At 65.7% G+C, this 19,051-nt stretch carries 25 protein-coding genes; 5 read left to right on the forward strand and 20 right to left on the reverse strand.

What is annotated here, in order from left to right; all coding sequences use genetic code 11:
* Window positions 1-12 precede the first annotated feature (12 nt).
* The 7 genes from VF34_RS25700 to VF34_RS07915 all read right to left on the reverse strand — a co-directional run bounded on the left by VF34_RS25700 (window position 13) and on the right by VF34_RS07915 (window position 7,184).
* Window positions 13-909 carry a TM2 domain-containing protein gene (locus VF34_RS25700; protein ID WP_045841245.1) on the reverse strand — a complete coding sequence of 299 codons (897 nt, stop codon included), beginning with the start codon at window positions 907-909 and terminating at the stop codon, window positions 13-15.
* A complete protein-coding gene (gene lgt / locus VF34_RS07890) occupies window positions 902-1,888 on the reverse strand; it encodes a prolipoprotein diacylglyceryl transferase (protein ID WP_032374326.1) in 987 nt (328 codons plus the stop codon). Before lgt ends, VF34_RS25700 begins: the two co-directional genes overlap by 8 nt.
* Entirely contained in the window at window positions 1,885-2,688 is an 804-nt protein-coding gene (gene trpA / locus VF34_RS07895) for a tryptophan synthase subunit alpha (protein ID WP_032374327.1), read from the reverse strand. Before trpA ends, lgt begins: the two co-directional genes overlap by 4 nt.
* Entirely contained in the window at window positions 2,685-3,956 is a 1,272-nt protein-coding gene (trpB, locus tag VF34_RS07900) for a tryptophan synthase subunit beta (RefSeq protein WP_045841352.1), read from the reverse strand. The genes trpA and trpB overlap by 4 nt, the downstream gene beginning before the upstream one ends.
* Before the next feature lie 120 nt (window positions 3,957-4,076).
* On the reverse strand, window positions 4,077-4,886 hold the full coding sequence (gene trpC, locus VF34_RS07905; RefSeq protein WP_027497280.1) for an indole-3-glycerol phosphate synthase TrpC: 810 nt from the start codon (window positions 4,884-4,886) through the stop codon (window positions 4,077-4,079).
* Window positions 4,887-4,965: 79 nt separating this feature from the next.
* Complete coding sequence (locus VF34_RS07910) at window positions 4,966-5,631, reverse strand: TIGR02234 family membrane protein (RefSeq protein WP_027497281.1); 666 nt, start codon at window positions 5,629-5,631, stop codon at window positions 4,966-4,968.
* Window positions 5,628-7,184, reverse strand: a complete 1,557-nt coding sequence (locus tag VF34_RS07915; RefSeq protein ID WP_228139413.1) for an anthranilate synthase component I — start codon at window positions 7,182-7,184, stop codon at window positions 5,628-5,630. Before VF34_RS07915 ends, VF34_RS07910 begins: the two co-directional genes overlap by 4 nt.
* A 104-nt stretch (window positions 7,185-7,288) precedes the next feature.
* Here VF34_RS07915 and VF34_RS07920 point away from each other — a divergent pair, with 104 nt between their 5' ends.
* Window positions 7,289-7,750: a peroxiredoxin gene (locus VF34_RS07920; protein ID WP_027497283.1), complete on the forward strand. Its 462-nt coding sequence runs from the start codon at window positions 7,289-7,291 to the stop codon at window positions 7,748-7,750.
* An 88-nt stretch (window positions 7,751-7,838) separates the two neighbouring features.
* A complete protein-coding gene (locus VF34_RS07925) occupies window positions 7,839-8,345 on the forward strand; it encodes a MarR family winged helix-turn-helix transcriptional regulator (protein ID WP_045841353.1) in 507 nt (168 codons plus the stop codon).
* Here the strand turns inward: VF34_RS07925 and hisI are convergent.
* From hisI to VF34_RS07985, 12 genes are all read right to left on the reverse strand, one after another.
* The gene (hisI, locus tag VF34_RS07930; RefSeq protein ID WP_032374328.1) at window positions 8,336-8,689 is read right to left on the reverse strand and encodes a phosphoribosyl-AMP cyclohydrolase; all 354 of its coding nucleotides are present in this window, start codon (window positions 8,687-8,689) and stop codon (window positions 8,336-8,338) included. The genes VF34_RS07925 and hisI overlap by 10 nt on opposite strands.
* A 14-nt stretch (window positions 8,690-8,703) precedes the next feature.
* Window positions 8,704-9,477, reverse strand: coding sequence for an imidazole glycerol phosphate synthase subunit HisF (gene hisF, locus VF34_RS07935; RefSeq protein ID WP_027497286.1), 774 nt, complete (start codon window positions 9,475-9,477; stop codon window positions 8,704-8,706).
* Window positions 9,474-10,304 carry an inositol monophosphatase family protein gene (locus VF34_RS07940; protein ID WP_032370328.1) on the reverse strand — a complete coding sequence of 277 codons (831 nt, stop codon included), beginning with the start codon at window positions 10,302-10,304 and terminating at the stop codon, window positions 9,474-9,476. Before VF34_RS07940 ends, hisF begins: the two co-directional genes overlap by 4 nt.
* A gap of 6 nt (window positions 10,305-10,310) precedes the next feature.
* Complete coding sequence (priA, locus tag VF34_RS07945) at window positions 10,311-11,045, reverse strand: bifunctional 1-(5-phosphoribosyl)-5-((5-phosphoribosylamino)methylideneamino)imidazole-4-carboxamide isomerase/phosphoribosylanthranilate isomerase PriA (RefSeq protein WP_032370327.1); 735 nt, start codon at window positions 11,043-11,045, stop codon at window positions 10,311-10,313.
* Between the two features lie 83 nt (window positions 11,046-11,128).
* A complete protein-coding gene (locus tag VF34_RS07950) occupies window positions 11,129-11,344 on the reverse strand; it encodes a hypothetical protein (protein ID WP_027497289.1) in 216 nt (71 codons plus the stop codon).
* Window positions 11,341-11,970 (reverse strand): imidazole glycerol phosphate synthase subunit HisH, encoded by a 630-nt coding sequence (gene hisH, locus VF34_RS07955; RefSeq protein WP_032374329.1) that lies wholly within the window; start codon window positions 11,968-11,970, stop codon window positions 11,341-11,343. Before hisH ends, VF34_RS07950 begins: the two co-directional genes overlap by 4 nt.
* Window positions 11,971-11,979: 9 nt before the next feature.
* Window positions 11,980-13,086, reverse strand: coding sequence for an MFS transporter (locus VF34_RS07960; RefSeq protein ID WP_032374330.1), 1,107 nt, complete (start codon window positions 13,084-13,086; stop codon window positions 11,980-11,982).
* A 61-nt stretch (window positions 13,087-13,147) separates the two neighbouring features.
* Window positions 13,148-13,771: an imidazoleglycerol-phosphate dehydratase HisB gene (gene hisB / locus VF34_RS07965; RefSeq protein WP_027497292.1), complete on the reverse strand. Its 624-nt coding sequence runs from the start codon at window positions 13,769-13,771 to the stop codon at window positions 13,148-13,150.
* A complete protein-coding gene (locus tag VF34_RS07970) occupies window positions 13,768-14,898 on the reverse strand; it encodes a histidinol-phosphate transaminase (protein ID WP_032374331.1) in 1,131 nt (376 codons plus the stop codon). The genes hisB and VF34_RS07970 overlap by 4 nt, the downstream gene beginning before the upstream one ends.
* Window positions 14,895-16,247: a histidinol dehydrogenase gene (gene hisD / locus VF34_RS07975; RefSeq protein ID WP_032374524.1), complete on the reverse strand. Its 1,353-nt coding sequence runs from the start codon at window positions 16,245-16,247 to the stop codon at window positions 14,895-14,897. Before hisD ends, VF34_RS07970 begins: the two co-directional genes overlap by 4 nt.
* A gap of 89 nt (window positions 16,248-16,336) precedes the next feature.
* A complete protein-coding gene (locus VF34_RS07980; protein ID WP_032368401.1) occupies window positions 16,337-16,855 on the reverse strand; it encodes a DinB family protein in 519 nt (172 codons plus the stop codon).
* A gap of 49 nt (window positions 16,856-16,904) precedes the next feature.
* Window positions 16,905-17,372, reverse strand: a complete 468-nt coding sequence (locus tag VF34_RS07985; RefSeq protein WP_032374332.1) for an SRPBCC family protein — start codon at window positions 17,370-17,372, stop codon at window positions 16,905-16,907.
* Window positions 17,373-17,455: 83 nt separating this feature from the next.
* Between VF34_RS07985 and rhtB the strand changes: the two genes are divergently transcribed.
* From rhtB to VF34_RS07995, 3 genes are read left to right on the forward strand one after another with little or no spacing between them, the layout of a single operon-like run.
* Window positions 17,456-18,082: a homoserine/homoserine lactone efflux protein gene (gene rhtB / locus VF34_RS07990; protein WP_032368077.1), complete on the forward strand. Its 627-nt coding sequence runs from the start codon at window positions 17,456-17,458 to the stop codon at window positions 18,080-18,082.
* Window positions 18,079-18,243, forward strand: a complete 165-nt coding sequence (locus VF34_RS25265; protein ID WP_169879459.1) for a hypothetical protein — start codon at window positions 18,079-18,081, stop codon at window positions 18,241-18,243. The genes rhtB and VF34_RS25265 overlap by 4 nt, the downstream gene beginning before the upstream one ends.
* Window positions 18,240-18,623: a YchJ family protein gene (locus VF34_RS07995; RefSeq protein WP_032370323.1), complete on the forward strand. Its 384-nt coding sequence runs from the start codon at window positions 18,240-18,242 to the stop codon at window positions 18,621-18,623. Before VF34_RS25265 ends, VF34_RS07995 begins: the two co-directional genes overlap by 4 nt.
* On the opposite strand, the gene VF34_RS08000 is transcribed toward VF34_RS07995, so the two are convergent.
* Window positions 18,620-19,036: a DUF5997 family protein gene (locus VF34_RS08000; protein WP_027497299.1), complete on the reverse strand. Its 417-nt coding sequence runs from the start codon at window positions 19,034-19,036 to the stop codon at window positions 18,620-18,622. The genes VF34_RS07995 and VF34_RS08000 overlap by 4 nt on opposite strands.
* Between the last annotated feature and the right edge of the window lie 15 nt (window positions 19,037-19,051).

Consider the following 19,051-nt stretch of genomic DNA (forward strand, 5'->3'; position numbering starts at 1 on the left):
CGGGTAGATCGATCAGTCTCGCAGCTTGAGCCCGCGACTGTCGGGAACATTGCCGACGAGAATCAGCACGGCGTCCACGACATGCCACACGAACAGTCCGAACAACAGAATCAAGCCGAGACCGAACACCACGGTCAGCAGCACGCCGAAGAAGAACAGCAGCAACTGCGCGACGCCGATTCCGGTGCTACCGATGTAGAAACGACCCACGCCGAGCCAGCCCAGGAACAGCTGAAGTAGTCCACCGACGATCTTCGATTTGTCCGACAACGGTTCACCGGTGACCGGATCCCGCCCGTACGGCGCGTCGGGTCCGACACCGAAACCGGGCCCGGCCGAAAAGCCCTGTGCTTGGCCATAGGCCTGCTGGCCATACCCCTGCTGGCCGTAACCCTGCTGGCCGTACCCTTGCTGGCCGTAGCCCGACTGCTGGCCGTAGCCCGACTGCTGGCCGTAGCCCGAGTGCTGGCCGTACCCCTGCTGGCCATACCCCTGTTGGCCGTATCCCCCGGTCTGGCCGTACCCCTGTGGTGGACCGTAGGGCGACTGTTGGCCGTATCCCGGCTGACCGTATCCCTGGTACTCGGATCCCGGTGTCGGGTAACCGGCGGACGGCGGAAGGCCACCGATCGAATTGTCGATACTTCCGTCCGGGCTGGGGGCCGGATAGCTGGGAGTACTGGACCAGCCGGGCCCGTTGCCGATACCCGAATAGGTGTCCCAGCCCGGTCCGGTAGAACCGGCGGGACCGTGCGAGGGTGCAGACTCGGATGTCGCGGGCGGCTCGGAGAGCGACGCCTCGGCCGTTGCGTCGTAGTCGAACGGTGTACCGAAAGAGCCGGCCGACTTGTCGGTGCCGCCGCCCGAATCAGCAGGGTCGGGGTGTGCCCTCTTCTCGAAATCAACCACGGGTACTGCCTTCTTCCTCGGCTTTCTTCTCGGACGATGTCTCGCCCGTGCCTTCCTGCGGATCGCCGTCGGCGGACTCGTCACCCGTCTTGTCTTCGCTGTCGCGACCGTCGTCGTCGTTCGACTTCAATGCCGCTGGGTCTTCGCGACCCTTGGTGGCGAGAACGAAGTAGGCGACGGCCAGCACGAAGATGATTGCCGAAGTGAAAGTGTTCACGCGAATGCCGGCGATCTTCGTCGCGAAGTCGTCTCGCATGAGTTCCACCCAGAACCGACCGACGCAGTATCCGGCCACGTAGAGCGCGAACAATCGACCGTGGCCGATCGTGTACTTCCGATCGACGAGTACCAGGAGGACGACGACGAGGACGCTCCACAACAGTTCGTAGAGGAACGTCGGGTGGACGACCTTCTCGACCATCCCGGTGGAGACGCCGTTCAGAGGATCGAGCCGGCCGTTCGCATCGAGTCGCTCGTAGATCTCGAGACCCCACGGTTGCGTGGTTTCGCGACCGTAGAGCTCCTGGTTGAAGTAGTTGCCGATGCGGCCGATTGCCTGGGCCAGCAGGATCGGCGGGCCTACCGCGTCACCGAATGCCGGGAGTGGGATGCCGCGTCGACGACACGCGATCCACGCGCCGACTCCGCCGAGGAACACCGCGCCCCAGATTCCGAGGCCGCCGTTCCACACGTAGAGCGCCTCGATCGGCCGACCGCCGGCACCGAAGTACGTCTTCCAGTCGGTGGCCACGTGGTACAGCCGGCCACCGAGAAGCCCGAAAGGTACGGCCCACACGGCGACGTCGAGGACCGTGCCCTTGGTTCCGCCGCGAGCGACCCACCGGCGATCTCCCCACACCACGGCCACCACGATGCCGATGATGATGAACAGGGCGTAGGCACGGAGCGCGAGCGGTCCGACGTGCCACACCCCCTGCGCGGGACTGGGAATGTAGGCCAGGAAGGCGGTCGAAGTCACGACGCTACGTTAGCGGAGCGGACACCCTCGGCGAGTTCGGTCGTCAGGTCACGAACCGCGTCGAGACCGTTGTCGACAGCGGTCACCAAAGCCGAGCCGACGATGACCGCATCAGCATACTTCGCGATCTCGGCAGCCTGTGCGCCCGACCGAACGCCGAGACCGACGCCGATCGGAATGTCGGAATGCTCGCGGATACGCGCCGCCAACGCCGGTGCCATCGAGGACACCGCGTCGCGGGCACCGGTCACGCCCATCGTCGAGGCGGCGTAGACGAAGCCGCTGCTGGCTTCGACGGTGCTGACGAGTCGCTCCTCCGTCGTCGACGGTGCGACGAGGAAGATTCGGTCGAGTCCGTACCGATCCGAGACCTCGATCCATTCCTGAGCCTCATCGGGGATCAGGTCGGGAGTGATGATTCCGAGTCCACCCGCATCGGCGAGGCTCCGGGCGAAATTCTCGATGCCGAATTTGAGCACCAGATTCCAGTAGGTCATGACGACCGCTTTGCCACCCGCGGCTGCGACCTGCTCGGTGACGGCGAAGACGTCCTTGACCCGGGCACCGGCTCGCAGCGCCACGTCTGCAGCAGCTTGGATCGTGGGGCCGTCCATCACCGGATCGGAGTACGGGATGCCGACCTCGACGATGTCGCACCCGGCATCGACCATGGTCTTGAAGACCTCGATCGACCGGGGGACGGTCGGAAAGCCGGCGGGCAGGTATCCGACGAGTGCAGCGCGCCCTTCGGCACGGCACTGGGCGAACGTCCCGGAGAGGCGAGAGTCGTTGTTGCTCATGGCTTGATACCTGCTTCGTCGTCCACGTTCGCTTCGCCGTCTCCGTCGATCAGGCCGAACCACTCGGCTGCGGTGTCGACGTCCTTGTCGCCGCGACCGGACAGGTTGACCAGGATGATGGCACCTTCACCCAGTTCCTTGCCGAGGGTGAGTGCGCCTGCGATGGCGTGCGACGATTCGATGGCCGGGATGATGCCCTCGGTGCGGCACAGCAGCTTGAAGGCGTTCATCGCCTCGGTGTCCGTCACGCCGCGGTACTCGGCGCGCCCGATGTCGTGCAGGTACGAATGCTCGGGTCCGACCCCGGGATAATCCAATCCTGCTGAGATGGAATGGGATTCGACGGTCTGGCCGTCCTCGTTCTGCAGCAGGTACGAGTAGGCACCGTGCAGGGCTCCAGGCGTACCACCGCTGATGGTCGCCGCGTGACGACCGGTCTCGACTCCGTCGCCGGCAGCCTCGAACCCGACGAGACGCACATCGGCGTCGTCGATGAACGCGTGGAAGATGCCGATGGCGTTGGACCCGCCGCCGACGCAGGCCGCGATGGCATCGGGCAGGCGGCCGGTGGACGCGAGGACCTGCTGCCGCGCTTCGAGGCCGATGATGCGCTGGAAATCGCGGACCATCACCGGGAACGGATGCGGCCCCGCGACGGTTCCGAAGCAGTAATAAGTGTTGTCGGCGTGGGTGACCCAGTCTCGCAGTGCCTCGTTGATCGCATCCTTGAGAGTGCGCGAACCGGACTTCACTGCGACGACTTCCGACCCGAGCAAACGCATCCGGGCGACGTTGAGGGCCTGGCGCTCGGTGTCGACCTCACCCATGTAGACGACGCAGTCGAGACCCATCAGGGCACAGGCTGTGGCGGTCGCGACGCCGTGCTGACCGGCACCGGTCTCTGCGATGACACGAGTCTTGCCCATTCGCTTCGCGAGCAGAACTTGCCCGAGCACGTTGTTGATCTTGTGAGAACCGGTGTGATTCAGGTCTTCTCGCTTGAGCAGGATCCGAGCGCCACCGGCATGCTCGGACAACCGGGTCGCCTCGAACACCGGAGATGGGCGACCGGTGTAATCGCGCTGCAGCCGATCCAGCTCACCGAGGAACTCGTTGTCGCTGCGCACTTTCTCGTACTCGGCGGTGACTTCCTCGATCACACCCATCAACGCCTCGGGCACAAACCTGCCCCCGTACACGCCGAAGTGACCGCCCACGTCGGGCTCGTGCGCGCTGCGATCGGTGAGGCCGATGCTGCTCTGCGGCAGATCAGCGCCCTTGAAGCGGACTACCTGAGGGGCGTCCGCGGCGGAAGAAGTTTGGCTGGTGCTCACCGCTCCAGTGTGCCCCAACGGCGGACCGTCGCCGCGTTCGGGTGGGGTGCCGGTTCAGCGTGCGGGTTTGGGGCACGACGGGTGCGTGCCCGCCGTCACCAGGTCCGAGACCGCAGTGCGCGGATCGCCCGCGGTGACCAGACCTTCTCCGACCAACACTGCGTCGGCACCGGCTCCGGCGTACGCGAGAAGATCGGCGGTGCCCCGCACTCCCGACTCGGCAACGCGAATGATCTCACTGGGCAGGCCGGGCGCGATACGGCCGAAACTGTCGCGATCGATCTCGAGGGTCTTGAGGTTGCGGGCGTTGATACCGATGACGCTGGCACCCGCCTCGAGTGCGCGATCGGCCTCGGCCTCGGTGTGGACCTCGACGAGTGCCGTCATGCCGAGTGACTCCGTGCGATCGAGAAGAGACGTGAGTGCGTCCTGCTCCAGGGCTGCGACGATCAGCAGGATGACGTCCGCGCCGTGGGCTCGGGCCTCGTGGATCTGGTACGGACCGACGATGAAATCCTTGCGCAGCACAGGAATCGAGACTGCGGCTCGCACCGCGTCGAGGTCGGCGAGCGATCCCCGGAATCGACGCTCTTCGGTCAACACGCTGATGACGCGAGCGCCACCCTGCTCGTAGGCACGCGCGAGCACCGCAGGATCACCGATGTCGGCCAACGCGCCCTTGGACGGGCTCGCACGCTTGACCTCGGCAATGACGCCGATGCCGTCCTCGCGGAGGGCAGCCGCCGCGTCGAGAGGTGCCGGGGCCAGCTTCGCTGCTGCCTTCACCGCAGCGAAATCGATCACCGATTCGCGCGCGGCGACGTCGGCTCGTACACCGTCGAGAATCGAGTCGAGAACAGTCATGGTGCCCCAGTCCTTTCTGAGCGTCGACATTCGATGTGAGGAATCTCATCGAGGTCGGAACCTAGCGTAGAGGGCCGAATCAATCCGACGAACGCCGGGTACCGGACTCGTCGGTAGGGTCTTCACCGGCATCGAGCGCGTCCCACATCATGCGCTCGGTCAGGTCTTCACCCTCGTCCTGTGCACCCACGGCGGACGTGGTTCCAGCGGCCCGGCGAGCCACTTCGTCGCGCCGCACAGCCGGAGCTGCGTACTTGGACGAGAGTACCTGTGGGCCAAAAGATTTCCGAATCGACAGGGCAGCCGCCGCGAACGCACACAGGGCCCCTGCGAGCGTGATCAGCGCGGGTAGTGTCGATGCCGTCGTCATCGTCACCTCGGCACGAGCCGGGAGCTCGGCGAGCGCAGCCGCCTCCGAGTCCGAAGCCCCCGCGGCGAGTAGCCGAACGGCCGGAATCGCCGCAGCAATCGCAACCACCGCGATGAGCAACGCCAGAACCCGAGATGCCCACCCGCGCACCGCGAACGAGGCCGCCACAGCAGCGACAAGCACCAAGGCGAGAGGAGTCGTGGCGGCGGCCCAGGTACTGCCGACGAGATCGTCGGTCCGGCTCTCGCCGAGACCGTCGGAGGACGTCACGCTCACCCACGTCATTCTGGACGCACCCCACAGGCATGCGGCCGCAACCACGAGCAGCACGACAGGCAGAACGGCCGATCCGCGGCCGCCGGAGCGTTCGGTCATCGGCCACCGACCTCACGCAGCGTTTCGGCTGCTGCGACGGCACTCAGCACGGCCATGGCCTTGTTCCTCGCTTCGTCGTCCTCGTATTCCGCTACCGAGTCGGCCACGACTCCGGCACCGGCCTGCACGTACGCCGTGCCGTCCTTGATGAGCGCGGTGCGAATCGAGATTGCGGTATCGGCGTCCCCGGCGAAGTCGAGATAGCCGACGATGCCGCCGTAGATGCCACGCCGCGTCGGCTCGAGCTCGTCGATCAGTTCCATTGCCCGCACCTTGGGTGCACCCGACAGCGTGCCCGCGGGGAAGCACGCCTTGACTGCGTCCAGAGCCCGCTTTCCCTCGGCGAGCCGTCCCGTCACCGTCGACACCAGGTGCATGACGTGGCTGTAGCGCTCGATATGGCGGTAGTCGCCCACGCGCACCGTCCCGGGAGCACACACTCGGCCGAGATCGTTGCGACCGAGATCGACGAGCATCAGATGCTCCGCGTTCTCCTTCTCGTCGGCCAGCAGATCCTTCTCGAGCAGCACGTCGTCCTCCTCGGAGGCACCGCGCCAGCGCGTACCGGCGATCGGGTGCGTGGTCGCGAGACCGTCCTTCACCGTCACGAGAGCTTCGGGGCTGGATCCGACGATCGAGAACGCCGTCTCGTCGTTCTCCCCCGGCACGTGCATCAGATACATGTACGGGCTGGGATTCGAGGCCCGCAGCATGCGATAGACGTCGAGAGGAGACGCCTCGGTGTCCATCTCGAAGCGCTGCGAGAGCACCACCTGAAACGCTTCACCGGCCTCGATCTCCTCGACCAGCCGCTCGACATCGGCACCGAATCCCTCCGATGTCCGCTGCCTGCGGAAACGGGGCGCGGACTTGGAGAAGACCGACACCGTCGACGCAGCAGGCTCGGACAGATCCGCGCACATCCGGTCCAGGCGACTCACCGCGTCGTCGTAGGCCCGGTCGACGTGCTCGTCGGTGCCGTTCCAGTTGACCGCGTTCGCGATCAGGGTGATCGATCCTTCGTGATGGTCCACGGCCGCCAGATCGGTGGCCAGCAACATGACCATCTCGGGGATGCCGAGGTCGTCCTGCGCATGTTCGGGCAGCTTCTCGATGCGCCGCACCGAGTCGTATCCGAGATATCCGACCATTCCGCCGGTCAACGGCGGCAGGCCCGGCACGCGCTCGGAATGGAGTAGCTCCAAGGTTCGAGCCAACACGTCGAGGGGGTCACCGCCGCTCGGGACACCTGCGGGCACGTTGCCGCGCCACGCCGCCTCGCCGTCGACCACCGTCAGCGCCGCAGGCGCACCCGCACCGATGAACGACCATCTCGACCACGACCGCCCGTTCTCCGCGGATTCGAGCAAGAACGTTCCGGGTCGGTCGGCGGCAAGCTTGCGGTACGCCGACAACGGAGTTTCGGAGTCGGCGAGCACCTTTCGCGTCACCGGCACCACTCGATGCTCGGCGGCGAGCTGGCGGAACACCTCCCGGGACGTGGTCGAGTCCGCGGCATCGGTGGGTTGGGCGTCGATGGGTGCGGCGTCCATGGATGCGGTCTCGGTGGGGCTCGTGTGGGGAGTCGTCTCGCCGTGCATGACCCCATCCTCCCAGGTTCGGCGGCGACACCCTCGCGCGCGGTAACCTGCCGACCATGAAACCAGGCGAGCTCGTTCCCGATTTTTCCCTGCCGGACCAGACCGGAAAGCTGCGAACGCTGACCGAATTGCTTACCGACGGTCCGATAGTGCTGTTCTTCTACCCGGCTGCATTCACCCCCGGATGCACCGCCGAAGCCTGCCATTTCCGCGATCTCGCAGGCGAATTCGCCGAGGTGGGTGCCACCCGGGTCGGCATCAGCGCCGACGCGGTCGCCAAGCAGGCCGAGTTCGCCGCCGCCAAATCGTTCGACTATCCGTTGCTCTCCGACGAGGACGGTGCCGTCGCGACCGCATTCGGGGTCAAGCGCGGCCTGCTCGCCAAGCTCTCCCCGGTCAAGCGCGCGACGTTCGTCATCGGTACCGACCGCAAGGTCCTCGAGAGTTTCTCCAGTGAGCTGCGATTCGAGGCCCACGCGGACAAGGCGCTGGAATACCTGCGCGCGCACCGCAGCTAGGCCGATTGTTCGACGCGATGCCTCGGGCCCGGGGATGCTCGAGGCATCATGTGCAGAACACAACTGTCTCGATCGAGAGGTACCCGCGATGGACACGTCGGCGACACCGAATGATGCGGTGGATCCCCGCTGGCTCACCGAGAGCCAGCAAGAGGCGTGGCGCGCGCTCGTCGCCCTGGTCACCCGACTGCCCGCAGCATTGGACGCCCAGCTGCAACGCGATTCGCAGTTGACCCACTTCGATTACTTCGTCCTCGCGGTCGTCAGCGAGAACCCACAGCGACGAATTCAACTGCGCGATCTCGCGGAGTACGCCAACGCGTCGCTTTCACGTCTGTCGCACGTGGTCACCAAGCTCGAGAAGGCGGGATGGGTTCGCCGCGAAAGTATCCCGGGGAGCCGCGGTTCCTATGCGGTGCTGACCGACGCCGGCATGGAGAAGGTCGTGGCATCGGCGCCAGGACACGTCGAAACAGTGCAGGCTCTGATATTCGACGGACTGTCCGACGCGGAGGTGGGTCGACTGTCGACTCTGAGCACGACGCTACTCACTCAGCTGGACAAGGGAATTGCCGCAGGAACCGGTCACGCCTGAGCCGCGGGCCCCAACAGCACGTCGGAGTCGAAGCAGGTGTGGGTGCCGGTGTGGCATGCCGCGCCCATCTGGTCGACGACCAACAGCACTGTGTCCCCGTCACAATCGAGCCGGACCTCGTGCACGTACTGCGTGTGCCCCGAGGTCTCGCCTTTGACCCAGTACTGCTGCCTGGACCTGGAGTAGTAGGTGCCCTTGCGCGTCGCGAGCGTGCGCGACAACGCTTCGTCGTCCATCCAGGCAACCATCAGTACCTGGCCGGTCGAGCGCTCCTGCACCACAGCACTGAACAGTCCGGCTTCGTTTCGCTTGAGCCGGGCGGACAGCGTCGGGTCGAGAGTCATCGAAAACCTCTTCGCTAGCGGACGACGATGCGCTCGGCGCGCATCGATTCTTTGACCTGGCCGATGGTGAGGTCCCCGAAGTGGAACACGCTTGCGGCGAGGACGGCGTCGGCTCCGGCGTGGACGGCGGGCGCGAAATGTTCGACGCGCCCTGCTCCTCCGCTGGCGATGACGGGAACGTGCACGGCGGACCGGACCGCCGCGATCATCGGCAGGTCGAATCCGGCCTTCGTGCCGTCGGCATCCATCGAATTGAGAAGGATCTCACCGACTCCCAGTTCGGCACCGCGTACTGCCCATTCGACGGCGTCGATACCGGTTCCACGCTTGCCGCCGTGGGTGGTGACTTCCCAGCCCGACGGGGTGTCCTGCTGTCCCTGCGGGACGGTGCGTGCATCCACCGACAGGACGATGCACTGGGACCCGAATCGCTCACTGAGCTCGCGCAGCAACTCCGGCCGAGCGATGGCTGCGGTGTTGACGCTGACCTTGTCGGCACCGGCCCGCAGCAGTAGGTCGACGTCGGCGACAGTGCGTACTCCCCCACCGACGGTCAGGGGAATGAACACCTGCTCGGCGGTGCGGCTGACGACGTCGAGCATGGTTCCTCGATCGGATGTGGACGCCGTGACGTCGAGGAACGTCAGTTCGTCGGCTCCCTGTGCGTCGTACGCTGCCGCGAGCTCGACGGGATCACCTGCGTCGCGGAGGTTTTCGAAGTTGACGCCCTTGACGACACGTCCGGCATCGACGTCGAGGCACGGGATCACTCTGACCGCAACGCTCATCGCACCGGTCCTTCCAAATAGTCGCCGGGTGCACCGAGTTCGGTGATCACCTTCAGCAGTTCGCCGTGTACTCCGGGGCCGGCCGCGAGCACCGACTTCGAATCGATGGTCCACGGTCGGCCTGCGAGATCGGTGACGATTCCGCCCGCAGCACGAACCAGCAGGGCCCCGGCAGCGTTGTCCCAGGCGCGGTATCCGAAGACCACCGCGCCGCCCAGTACGCCGCTGGCGGTGTACGCCAGATCGACTCCGGTGGCACCGTGCATGCGCAGCCGCGAGGAGTGCATCGACAACTCTTCGAGAATGCGAAACCGGAAGCGGCCGGGGATGGATCCACGGCTGGCAACGTTGAACGCACCGAACCCGATCATCGACTCGCGCAACGACTTCGGTTGCAGTGCGGGTAGCGGGGCCCCGTTCAGAAGCAACGGGCCGTCCGCCACGGCAGAGAATCGCTGATTCACCAGCGGTAGCCACGTGAGCCCGAGGACCGGCACGCCGTCGTCGAGCAACGCCAACAACGTTCCGGCAGAGGGCAATCCGGACGAGTAGTTGAATGTGCCGTCGATCGGGTCGAGTACCCATACGAGACCGGAGTTCAGATCGGGACCGCCGAACTCTTCACCGTGAACGGCGATTCCGGTGGCGTCGTACAGTTCCGCGCCCAGACGACGCTCGAGTTCGAGATCCACCGCGGTGGCGAAGTCGTCGGGGCCCTTCTGCACGGCACTCGGTGCGCCGACGCCCGCGAGGAACCGATCATGGATGCCGTCGAGCAACCCACCGGCGATCTCGAGCAGACGACTCGGTTCCTCGGGAAGGGTCATTCGTCGTTACCGAGACACTGCCGAGAGGGCATCGGGCAGTGTGAAACGCCCGGCGTACAAGGCTTTTCCGACGATGGAACCCTCCACGCCACGGTCGACCAGTCCGGCGATCGCTTCGAGGTCGGCGATCGTCGACACGCCGCCGGACGCGATGACCGGCTTGTCGGTCCTGTCGCACACGTCGGCGAGAAGTTCGAGGTTCGGGCCGGTCAGGGTGCCGTCCTTGGTGACGTCGGTGACGACGTACCGCGAGCAGCCGTCGCGTTCGAGCCGCTCGAGTACCTCCCACAGGCCACCGCCGTCGCTGACCCAACCGCGGCCACGCAGACGAGGCGCGCCGTCCACCATCAGCACGTCGAGGCCGACCGCGACACGATCGCCGAATTCGCCGATCGCACGAGCGCACCACTCGGGGTCTTCCAGAGCCGCCGTACCCAGGTTGACGCGTGCGCATCCGGTTGCGAGGGCGGCGCGCAGGGAATCGTCGTCGCGAATTCCGCCCGAGAGCTCGACCTTCACATCGAGCTCACCGACCACCGAGGCCAACAGTTCACGGTTGGACCCGCGCCCGAACGCGGCATCGAGATCCACCAGATGGACCCACTCGGCGCCGTCGTTCTGCCACGCCAGGGCGGCATCACGGGGCGAACCGTACTTCGTTTCGCTACCGGCTTCCCCTTGAACGAGACGGACAGCTTCGCCGCCTGCGACATCGACAGCAGGCAATAAGACCAGGCTCACGTGCGGTTATGCTACGGGCCGACTCGCGTCGAATTCAAAACGGGTCAGCACTGCCTGGATCCGCAGGCCGCCGGGACGGACCGTCAGCTGTCGGGACCGAGTTCCTTGCGCGTCATGCGCGTGGACACGACCCCCATGGCCGTGATCGCCCCGACAACTCCGGCCAACGCGATGAGCAGAGCAACGCCGGCGGTGGGCTGCCACACAGCGATCGACACGGTCGCGAGGGCAAGTACCGCAACTGCCGCCCCGAGCGCTCGAAACGCCAACCGGCCGAGCGAGAACTCGCGTTCGCTCACACCGATCGAACCCAGTTCTCGAGCAACGCGGCACCGGCGTCGCCGGACTTCTCCGGGTGGAACTGCGTGGCCGAGAGCGCGCCGTTCTCCACTGCAGCGAGGAAGCGGCCACCGTGATCGGCCCACGTGAGCAACGGCGCGGCGATGGTCTCGCTCGGTTCGAGCTCCCACTGCTGCGCGGCGTAGGAATGGACGAAATAGAACCGTGTCTCGCGGTCGATGCCGTCGAACAACACGCTGTTCTCCGGAGCCTCGACGGTGTTCCAACCCATGTGCGGGAGCACGTCCGCCTGCAGGCGTTCGACAGTGCCCGGCCATTCGCCGCACCCGTCCGCCTCGACGCCGAACTCGACACCGCGATCGAAGAGGATCTGCATGCCGACGCAGATTCCCAGTACCGGGCGGCCACCCGCGAGACGACGCCCGATGATGCGCTCACCTCGAACGGCCGTCAGACCCTCCATACAGGCGGCGAATGCACCGACCCCGGGAACCACCAGCGCTTCTGCATTCAGGGCTTCGTCGAAGTCGGAGGTCACCGTCACGTCGGCACCGACGCGGGCCAACGCCCTTTTCGCCGAGTGCAGATTGCCCGAGCCGTAGTCGAGCAACACCACAAGAGTCATGGAACGAGTCTATCGGGGACGTGGACGCGCGATCAGTGCCACCGCCGCGACAACGGCAACGGTGGCTGCACCTGCAGTGAACCCGGCGGTGTAGCCCACACTCGTCGCGATCACACCGAGGGCGAGCGCCCCTGCACCGGTACCGGCATCGAAGCTGATGTTCCACACGGCACTGGCGCTGCTGTACCGCGCGGGCCCCGCCGCGTCGAAGGCCATCACCAGACTGTCGTTCTGGCATGCGCCGTAACCGATTCCGAACAACACCGCGGCGACGAAGAACAGTGCGGCAGGCATGTCACCTGCGGCGGCAACGGCGAACAAACCGACGCCCAGGGCCGCGGAGATGAGCGCAGGCACCACCGACCGGCCGATTCCGATGCGATCGGCAACCGAGCCGGCGGCATATCGACCGACCAGCATCGCGGCACTGACCACGGCGAGGGCCACGCCGATCATCGCGGCTCGCTCGGATTCGGCGATCGGCAGCAGACTGGTGATGCCGCCGTACGACGCCGACACCGACGCAACGACGAGGCACGGCACCAGGAACCGCCGAGCGTCGAGGCGGACCCGGTCGACCCGAGCCGGTTGCGGTGCGGGGCGGGTCGGCGGTAACAGAGCCACCCCGATCAAGCCCGCAGCGGGAACCAGAGCCCCCAGTACGAACACCGCCGTCGGGCTGGCCGCGAAGATCACCAGGCCCAGCGGCAACGTCACCATCTGCGACAACGCAACCGCGATCCCCTGTGCTCCCGTCGCGCGGCCGAGCAAGTGGGTCGGTGCCAACTCGGCGACGATGGCGGCCCCGGCGACCGTCAACATTCCGAAACCCGTGCCCCGCAGCGCCGATACGGCCAGTGCCGGTACGGCCTGCACCGACACGATGAACAGCAACGCCGGAACACCCAGAAGCAGGCAACCGGCCGCAAGTACGGGCCGATGGCCGACGCGAACCAGCATCGAGGGAACGAACAGTTGGGTGATGACCGTGGTGGCCATGAAGATCGCGGTGCTGGCTGCCGCCACCGCGTCGGACGAACCCGATTGCGACACCGCCAGCGGAACCACCGGGAGCAACAGGCCCCAGCCGCCGAACGCGGCCGCACCCATGGCCATCGCGGCCGGGAGGCCACGAATCGAACTCAGACCACTCAACGCACGAGCACCGCTCGACCGATCACAGACTGCCCTTGGTGGAGAGAATTCCGGTGACCCGAGGGTCGTATTCGGTGGCCTGACGCAGCGCCCGAGCGACGGCCTTGAACTCCGCCTCGGTGATGTGGTGCTGGTCGCGGCCGTAGATGACGCGGACATGCAACGCGATCCGAGCGTTGGACGCCAAGGTCTCGAACACATGCTTGTTGATCACGGTGGAGTAAGGAACACCCGGGTAGCCGCCGATCACCGAGTGCACCATGTAGTCCGGCTCGCCGGTGTGCACGCAGTAGGGACGGCCGGACACGTCGACCGCCGCATGCACGAGTGTCTCGTCCATCGGAATGAACGAGTCGCCGAAGCGGGTGATGCCGGACTTGTCGCCGAGGGCTTGTCCCAGCGCTTGCCCGAGCACGATCGCAGTGTCCTCGACCGTGTGATGCGCCTCGATCTCGATGTCGCCCTTGGCCCGCACGGTGAGATCGAAGCGGGCATGGGTGCCGAGGGCAGTGAGCATGTGGTCGTAGAACGGCACGCCGGTGGAGATGTCGACGATGCCGGTGCCGTCGAGGTTCAGCTCGACGGAGATGTCGGATTCCTTGGTAGTGCGCTCGATCTTGGCGATGCGGGGAGCGGGTGTGGTCACTGCAGTGCCTCTGCTCTTTCGGTCGATGCGAGTTCCGAGCTGACGGTAAGGAATCGGTCGTTCTCGTGAGCGAGTCCGATGGTGACACGCAGATACCCGGGAATTCCGACGTCCCGGATGAGCACGCCGTCGTCCAGGTACCGCTGCCAGGTGGCGGCCGCATCGGAGAACCGGCCGAAGAGCAGGAAGTTGGCGTCGGACGGCACCACGTCGTACCCCTGTGCGACGAGCGTTTCGGCAACGCGATCGCGTTCGGCCGACAATGCGGCCACGCTCGCCAGGGTGTCGTCGGCATGCCGCAACGCGGCCCGAGCGGCAGCTTGCGTGACCACCGAGAGGTGATAGGGCAAGCGCACCAACAGCATTGCGTCGATCACGGCCGGGGCCGCAACGAGGTATCCCAGCCGGCCGCCGGCAAACGCGAACGCCTTGCTCATGGTCCGACTGACGACGATCTTGCTGGGGTAGCGCTCGATCAATCCGATTGCGCTTGCCGCCGAGGAGAATTCGGCGTACGCCTCGTCGACCACAACGATTCCCGGTGCAGCGTCGAGGATCCGACGTAGATCTGCCTCGTCGATGCTGTGCCCGGTCGGATTGTTGGGGCTGGTCACGAACACGACGTCCGGCTTACGCTCCTCGATCGCCTGCACGGCGTAGTCGACGTCGAGAGTGAAATCCGCCCGACGCTGCGCCGGAATCCACTCGGTCTGAGTCCCCGACGAAATGATCGGGTGCATCGAGTACGACGGCACGAAACCCAGCGCGGTACGGTCCGGCCCACCGAAGGCCTGGAGGAGTTGCTGCAGAATCTCGTTGGAGCCGTTGGCCGCCCACACGTTGGCAGTGTCGACCGCAAAGCCGGTCTGCCCGGTGAGATAACGCGCCAGGTCGGCTCGCAAGTCGTCTGCGTCGCGATCCGGATACCGGTGCAGCTGCGCCGCGGCGATGCGCACCGATTCGGCAACGTCGTCGATCAGTGCCTGCGTCGGCGGGTGTGGATTCTCGTTGGTGTTCAACTGAACCGGCACGGTGAGCTGCGGCGCGCCGTACGGCGACTTGCCGATCAGCGCCTCGCGCAACGGCAGATCGTCGAGCGAAATTGATTGCCCCAGAGCATCACTCATGATGTACCACCGGTACGCAACCCCTCGAAACGCAGCCGAACGGCCTCACCGTGAGCCGGGAGATCTTCGGCGTTGGCCAGCGCAATGACGTGCGCAGCAACATCTTTCAGTGCGGCCTCGCTGTAGTCCACCACGTGGATCCCCCGCAGGAACGTCTGCACACTCAGGCCGGACGAATGCCGAGCGCACCCGGCCGTCGGCAGTACGTGATTCGACCCGGCGCAGTAATCACCGAGGCTCACTGGAGACCACGCCCCCACGAATACAGCGCCGGCGCTGCGCACGCGAGCGGCGACGTCGGACGCGTCCTTCGTCTGAATCTCCAGGTGTTCGGCCGCGTAGGCGTTGACCACGGCCAGGCCCTGTGTGACGTCGTCGACCAGAACGATTCCGGACTGGCTACCGCTCAGCGCCGTGGTGACGCGTTCCGCGTGCCGGGTGGACGCCATCTGCGCATTGACAGCTTCGTCGACGGCATCGGCGAGCTCGAGGCTGTCGGTCACCAGCACACTCGCGGCCATCACGTCGTGCTCGGCTTGACTGATCAGGTCTGCTGCGACGTGCAGCGGATCCGCGGTGCCGTCGGCGAGAATCGCGATCTCGGTAGGGCCTGCCTCGGAGTCGATTCCGATGAGCGAACGACACAGTCGCTTGGCCGCCGTGACGTAGATGTTGCCCGGGCCGGTGATCAGATCGACCGGTGCCAGTTCTTCGCCGTCGGTGTCGACACCGCCGTACGTCAGCAGGGCGATGCCCTGACCGCCGCCGACGGCCCAGACCTCGTCGACTCCGAGAAGCTGCGCGGCCGCCAGGATCGTCGGGTGGGGTAATCCACCGAAGTTCTTCTGCGGCGGCGACGCCACCACCAGCGAACCGACGCCAGCGATCTGCGCAGGCACCACGTTCATCACGACCGACGACGGGTACACAGCGTTGCCACCGGGCACGTAGAGACCCACGCGATCGACCGGAATCCAGCGCTCGGTCACCGTGCCGCCGGGCACCACCTGGGTGGTGTGGTCGGTGCGACGTTGATCCGAGTGCACCAGTCGGGTTCGCTCGATCGCGACCTCGAGGGCGGCCCGGACGGCCGGGTCCAGCTCGTCGAGAGCTCGAACCAATTCCTGCTGCGGAACCCGAACGCGGTCCGGTCGGACTCCGTCGAACTTCTCGCTGAACTCGAGGGCCGCGTCGGCCCCACGGTCCTTGACTGCGTCGACGACGGGACGAACCTGATGCAGCACCGAATCGACATCCACTCCGCCTCGGGGAAGAGCGCCGCGTAGTTCGGCAGTGGATGGAGTTCGTCCGCGTAGATCGACGCGGGCGAGCTCGATGCGGGCAGGCATAGTGGGCCCCTTCGTGGAGTCGGTTCGGTGCCGGGGTTCGGTCGAATCAGTGTTGTCCGAACCACCAGGATAGTTCCACCGAATTCGGCTCAGCCCCGCACGTCCCACAGATGGTGGATGGGATCGTGAATGTAGTAGGCCGCCAGAGTTTCGACGGTGAAGTGGGAACCGTCGCTGCGTCGCCCTCTGCGATCACGGTCTTCCGGCGGCACAGCCGAGAAGGCGTCGGCCAATGCATGTGCCGCTTCCCCGAGTTCCGACGCCACCGTCGCCGGATTCTGTGCGTTGTAGTTCTCGGCCACGGCCGTGGCGTCCTGGTCCCAGTTGTCGAACTCGGGGTCGTCCTCGGTCAGCACCAGCGCCAACCGGGTGCGGAATATGCGGTGTGCATCCCGAACATGTGCGCCGTATTCGAGCGCCGACCACGTCGAATCGTCGGGCCGCACTGACGCGTCCTCGCGATGGAGCACTGCGATCCATCGATCCACGTCGCCGCGAATCAACCCGGGCACGGCGTCGTATTCGACGGAGCTCGAGTCGAACCCGCAGTCGGGGCAGGCACTGTCGAGGACCCACGTCCAGTTCTTGGTATCGGGTTCGATCGGCATGCGGGTCACTGTAGAGCAGGGCCCGTACCGCCACGGGCTGTCCGAGAGGTCAGGCGTAACGAGCAGCCAGATTGTGCAGTGTGCTCGTGATGCCCTGCGCATTCTTCTGCGGCATCTTGAACAACTCGAGCATTTTCGGAACCTTGGCGGTGCCGTAGACGAAGCTCTCGGTGACAGTGGTCAGGCCGGGCTGCTTCTCCTCGAATTCCCAGCGCCAGCTGTGGCCCATCGGGTGCTGCCACTCGATGATCTTGTGTCGATCCGCATCCACGAACTCGGTCACGGTGCTGGTGATCTTGTACGGCACGCCGTACTGCTTCATGCCGACGGAGAATTTCGCGCCGCTGCTCAGCCTCTCGGGTCCACGGACGGTATCCTTGACTGTGCCGGATCCGTCCAGCTCGCCGTGCCGGGTGGGATCGGCCACGATGTCGAACAGTTCGGCTGCCGGTGCCCGAACCTCGGTCTGTCTCGTGACCTGCTGGGGACCGGTGTCGATGGTTCTGATGTCTGCCATCTGCAGCGTCTACCCCACAATGACCGTATCGACACCCGGCCACCGCGCAGAATGCGCATTGACGGGCGTAGTTCAATGAACACATGTCCTGGTCAGTGTGGCTCGCCTTCCTCGGCGCGAGCATCGTCATCAGTCTGTCTCCCGGAGCCGGAGCCATCGCGTCGATGTCCACAGGTCTGCGCTACGGCCTGCGCCGCGGGTACTGGAACATCTTCGGGCTGCAGATCGGCCTACTGGTCCAGATCGGCATCGTCGCAGTCGGACTGGGTGCTGTCCTTGCCAATTCGGCCCTGGCCTTCACCGCGATCAAGTGGTTCGGTGTCGCCTATCTGGTCTACCTCGGCATTCGCCAGTGGCGGTCGGCTCCGTCCGAAGTCGCGGACGCTCCCGCGGTGGCGGATCGAGGCACGACGATGCTCGCGCGAGGATTTCTCGTCAACGCGAGCAACCCGAAAGCCGTCGTGTTCATGGTCGCTGTGCTGCCCCAGTTTCTCGACCCGACGCGGCCGCTGATCACCCAGTATCTCGCCATCGCCGCGACCATGGTCGTCGTCGACATGCTGGTGATGACCGGTTACACCTCTCTGGCATCGCGAGTCCTCCGCATGATGCGGTCCCACCGTCAGCAGAAGACCATGAACCGCACGTTCGCCGGCCTGTTCTTTGCCGCCGCAACATTTCTGGCCACGGTACGAAGGGTGACCCCATGAGGAAATACCGCGTGATCATGAAGAATGCGCTCGGCGGAGATCCGATTCCGTTGGGGCTGTTCGACACTCTGCTCGAAGCCAACACCTGGATTCAAGACGTGGGTAAGCGGGACGAGCACGAACTCGGCACGTACACAGTCGAAGTGGAGGTCGACGAGTGAGTACACGGTGTCCGTGTTCGAGCGGCGACACGTTCGATGCGTGTTGCGAGCCGTACCTGACGGGCCCCGTCGATGCACCGACGGCGGAGAAGCTGATGCGCTCGCGCTTCACCGCGTTTGCCGTCGGCGACGTCGCCTACCTGCGGACGTCCTGGCATCCCGACACCGCTCCGGCTGAGCTGGAGTTGGACCCCGACCAACGGTGGTATCGGCTCGACGTCCTCGCTGCCGACGCAGGCGGACTTTTCGACGAGACCGGCACCGTGCAGTTCGAGGCACGGTACAAGCATCCCGACGGTGCCGGCACGATGTCGGAGATCAGCCGTTTCGTCCGGGTCGACGGCCGGTGGCGCTACCTCGACGGAGTCGTCGCTCCCTAGAGGTTGCGTAGTTTCGTGGGCCGATTGCCCGCGGTGCGACGCGCTTCCTGCTTCTCCTTGATGCGCTCGGCATCCTTGCGAACCTGGATCTGAGTCCGACGCTCGCGTACCAGCCACTGCGGTGGGCTGGCGATCAGTTCCTCGATCTCCACACTGGTCAACGCTTCGGTGACTCCGCCGCGTGCCAATCCGGCGATGGACACGTCGAGCTTCTTCGCGATCACGTCGCGGGGGAAGGGCCCGTCGGTCTGCAAGTCGGTCAGCCACTGCGGCGGATCGCTGCGCAGGGCGTCCAGGTCGGATCTGCTGATCATCGAGTTCTGGAACTCTTCCGGCGCTGCGGGTAGATAGATGCCGAGCTTGTTCGCCGCGGTCAATGGCTTCATGGTCTGCTGTTTGTTCTCCGGGCTCACCGGACCAGCTTATCC

The sequence above is a fragment of the Rhodococcus sp. PML026 genome (assembly GCF_000963615.1).
Lineage (GTDB): Bacteria > Actinomycetota > Actinomycetes > Mycobacteriales > Mycobacteriaceae > Rhodococcoides > Rhodococcoides fascians.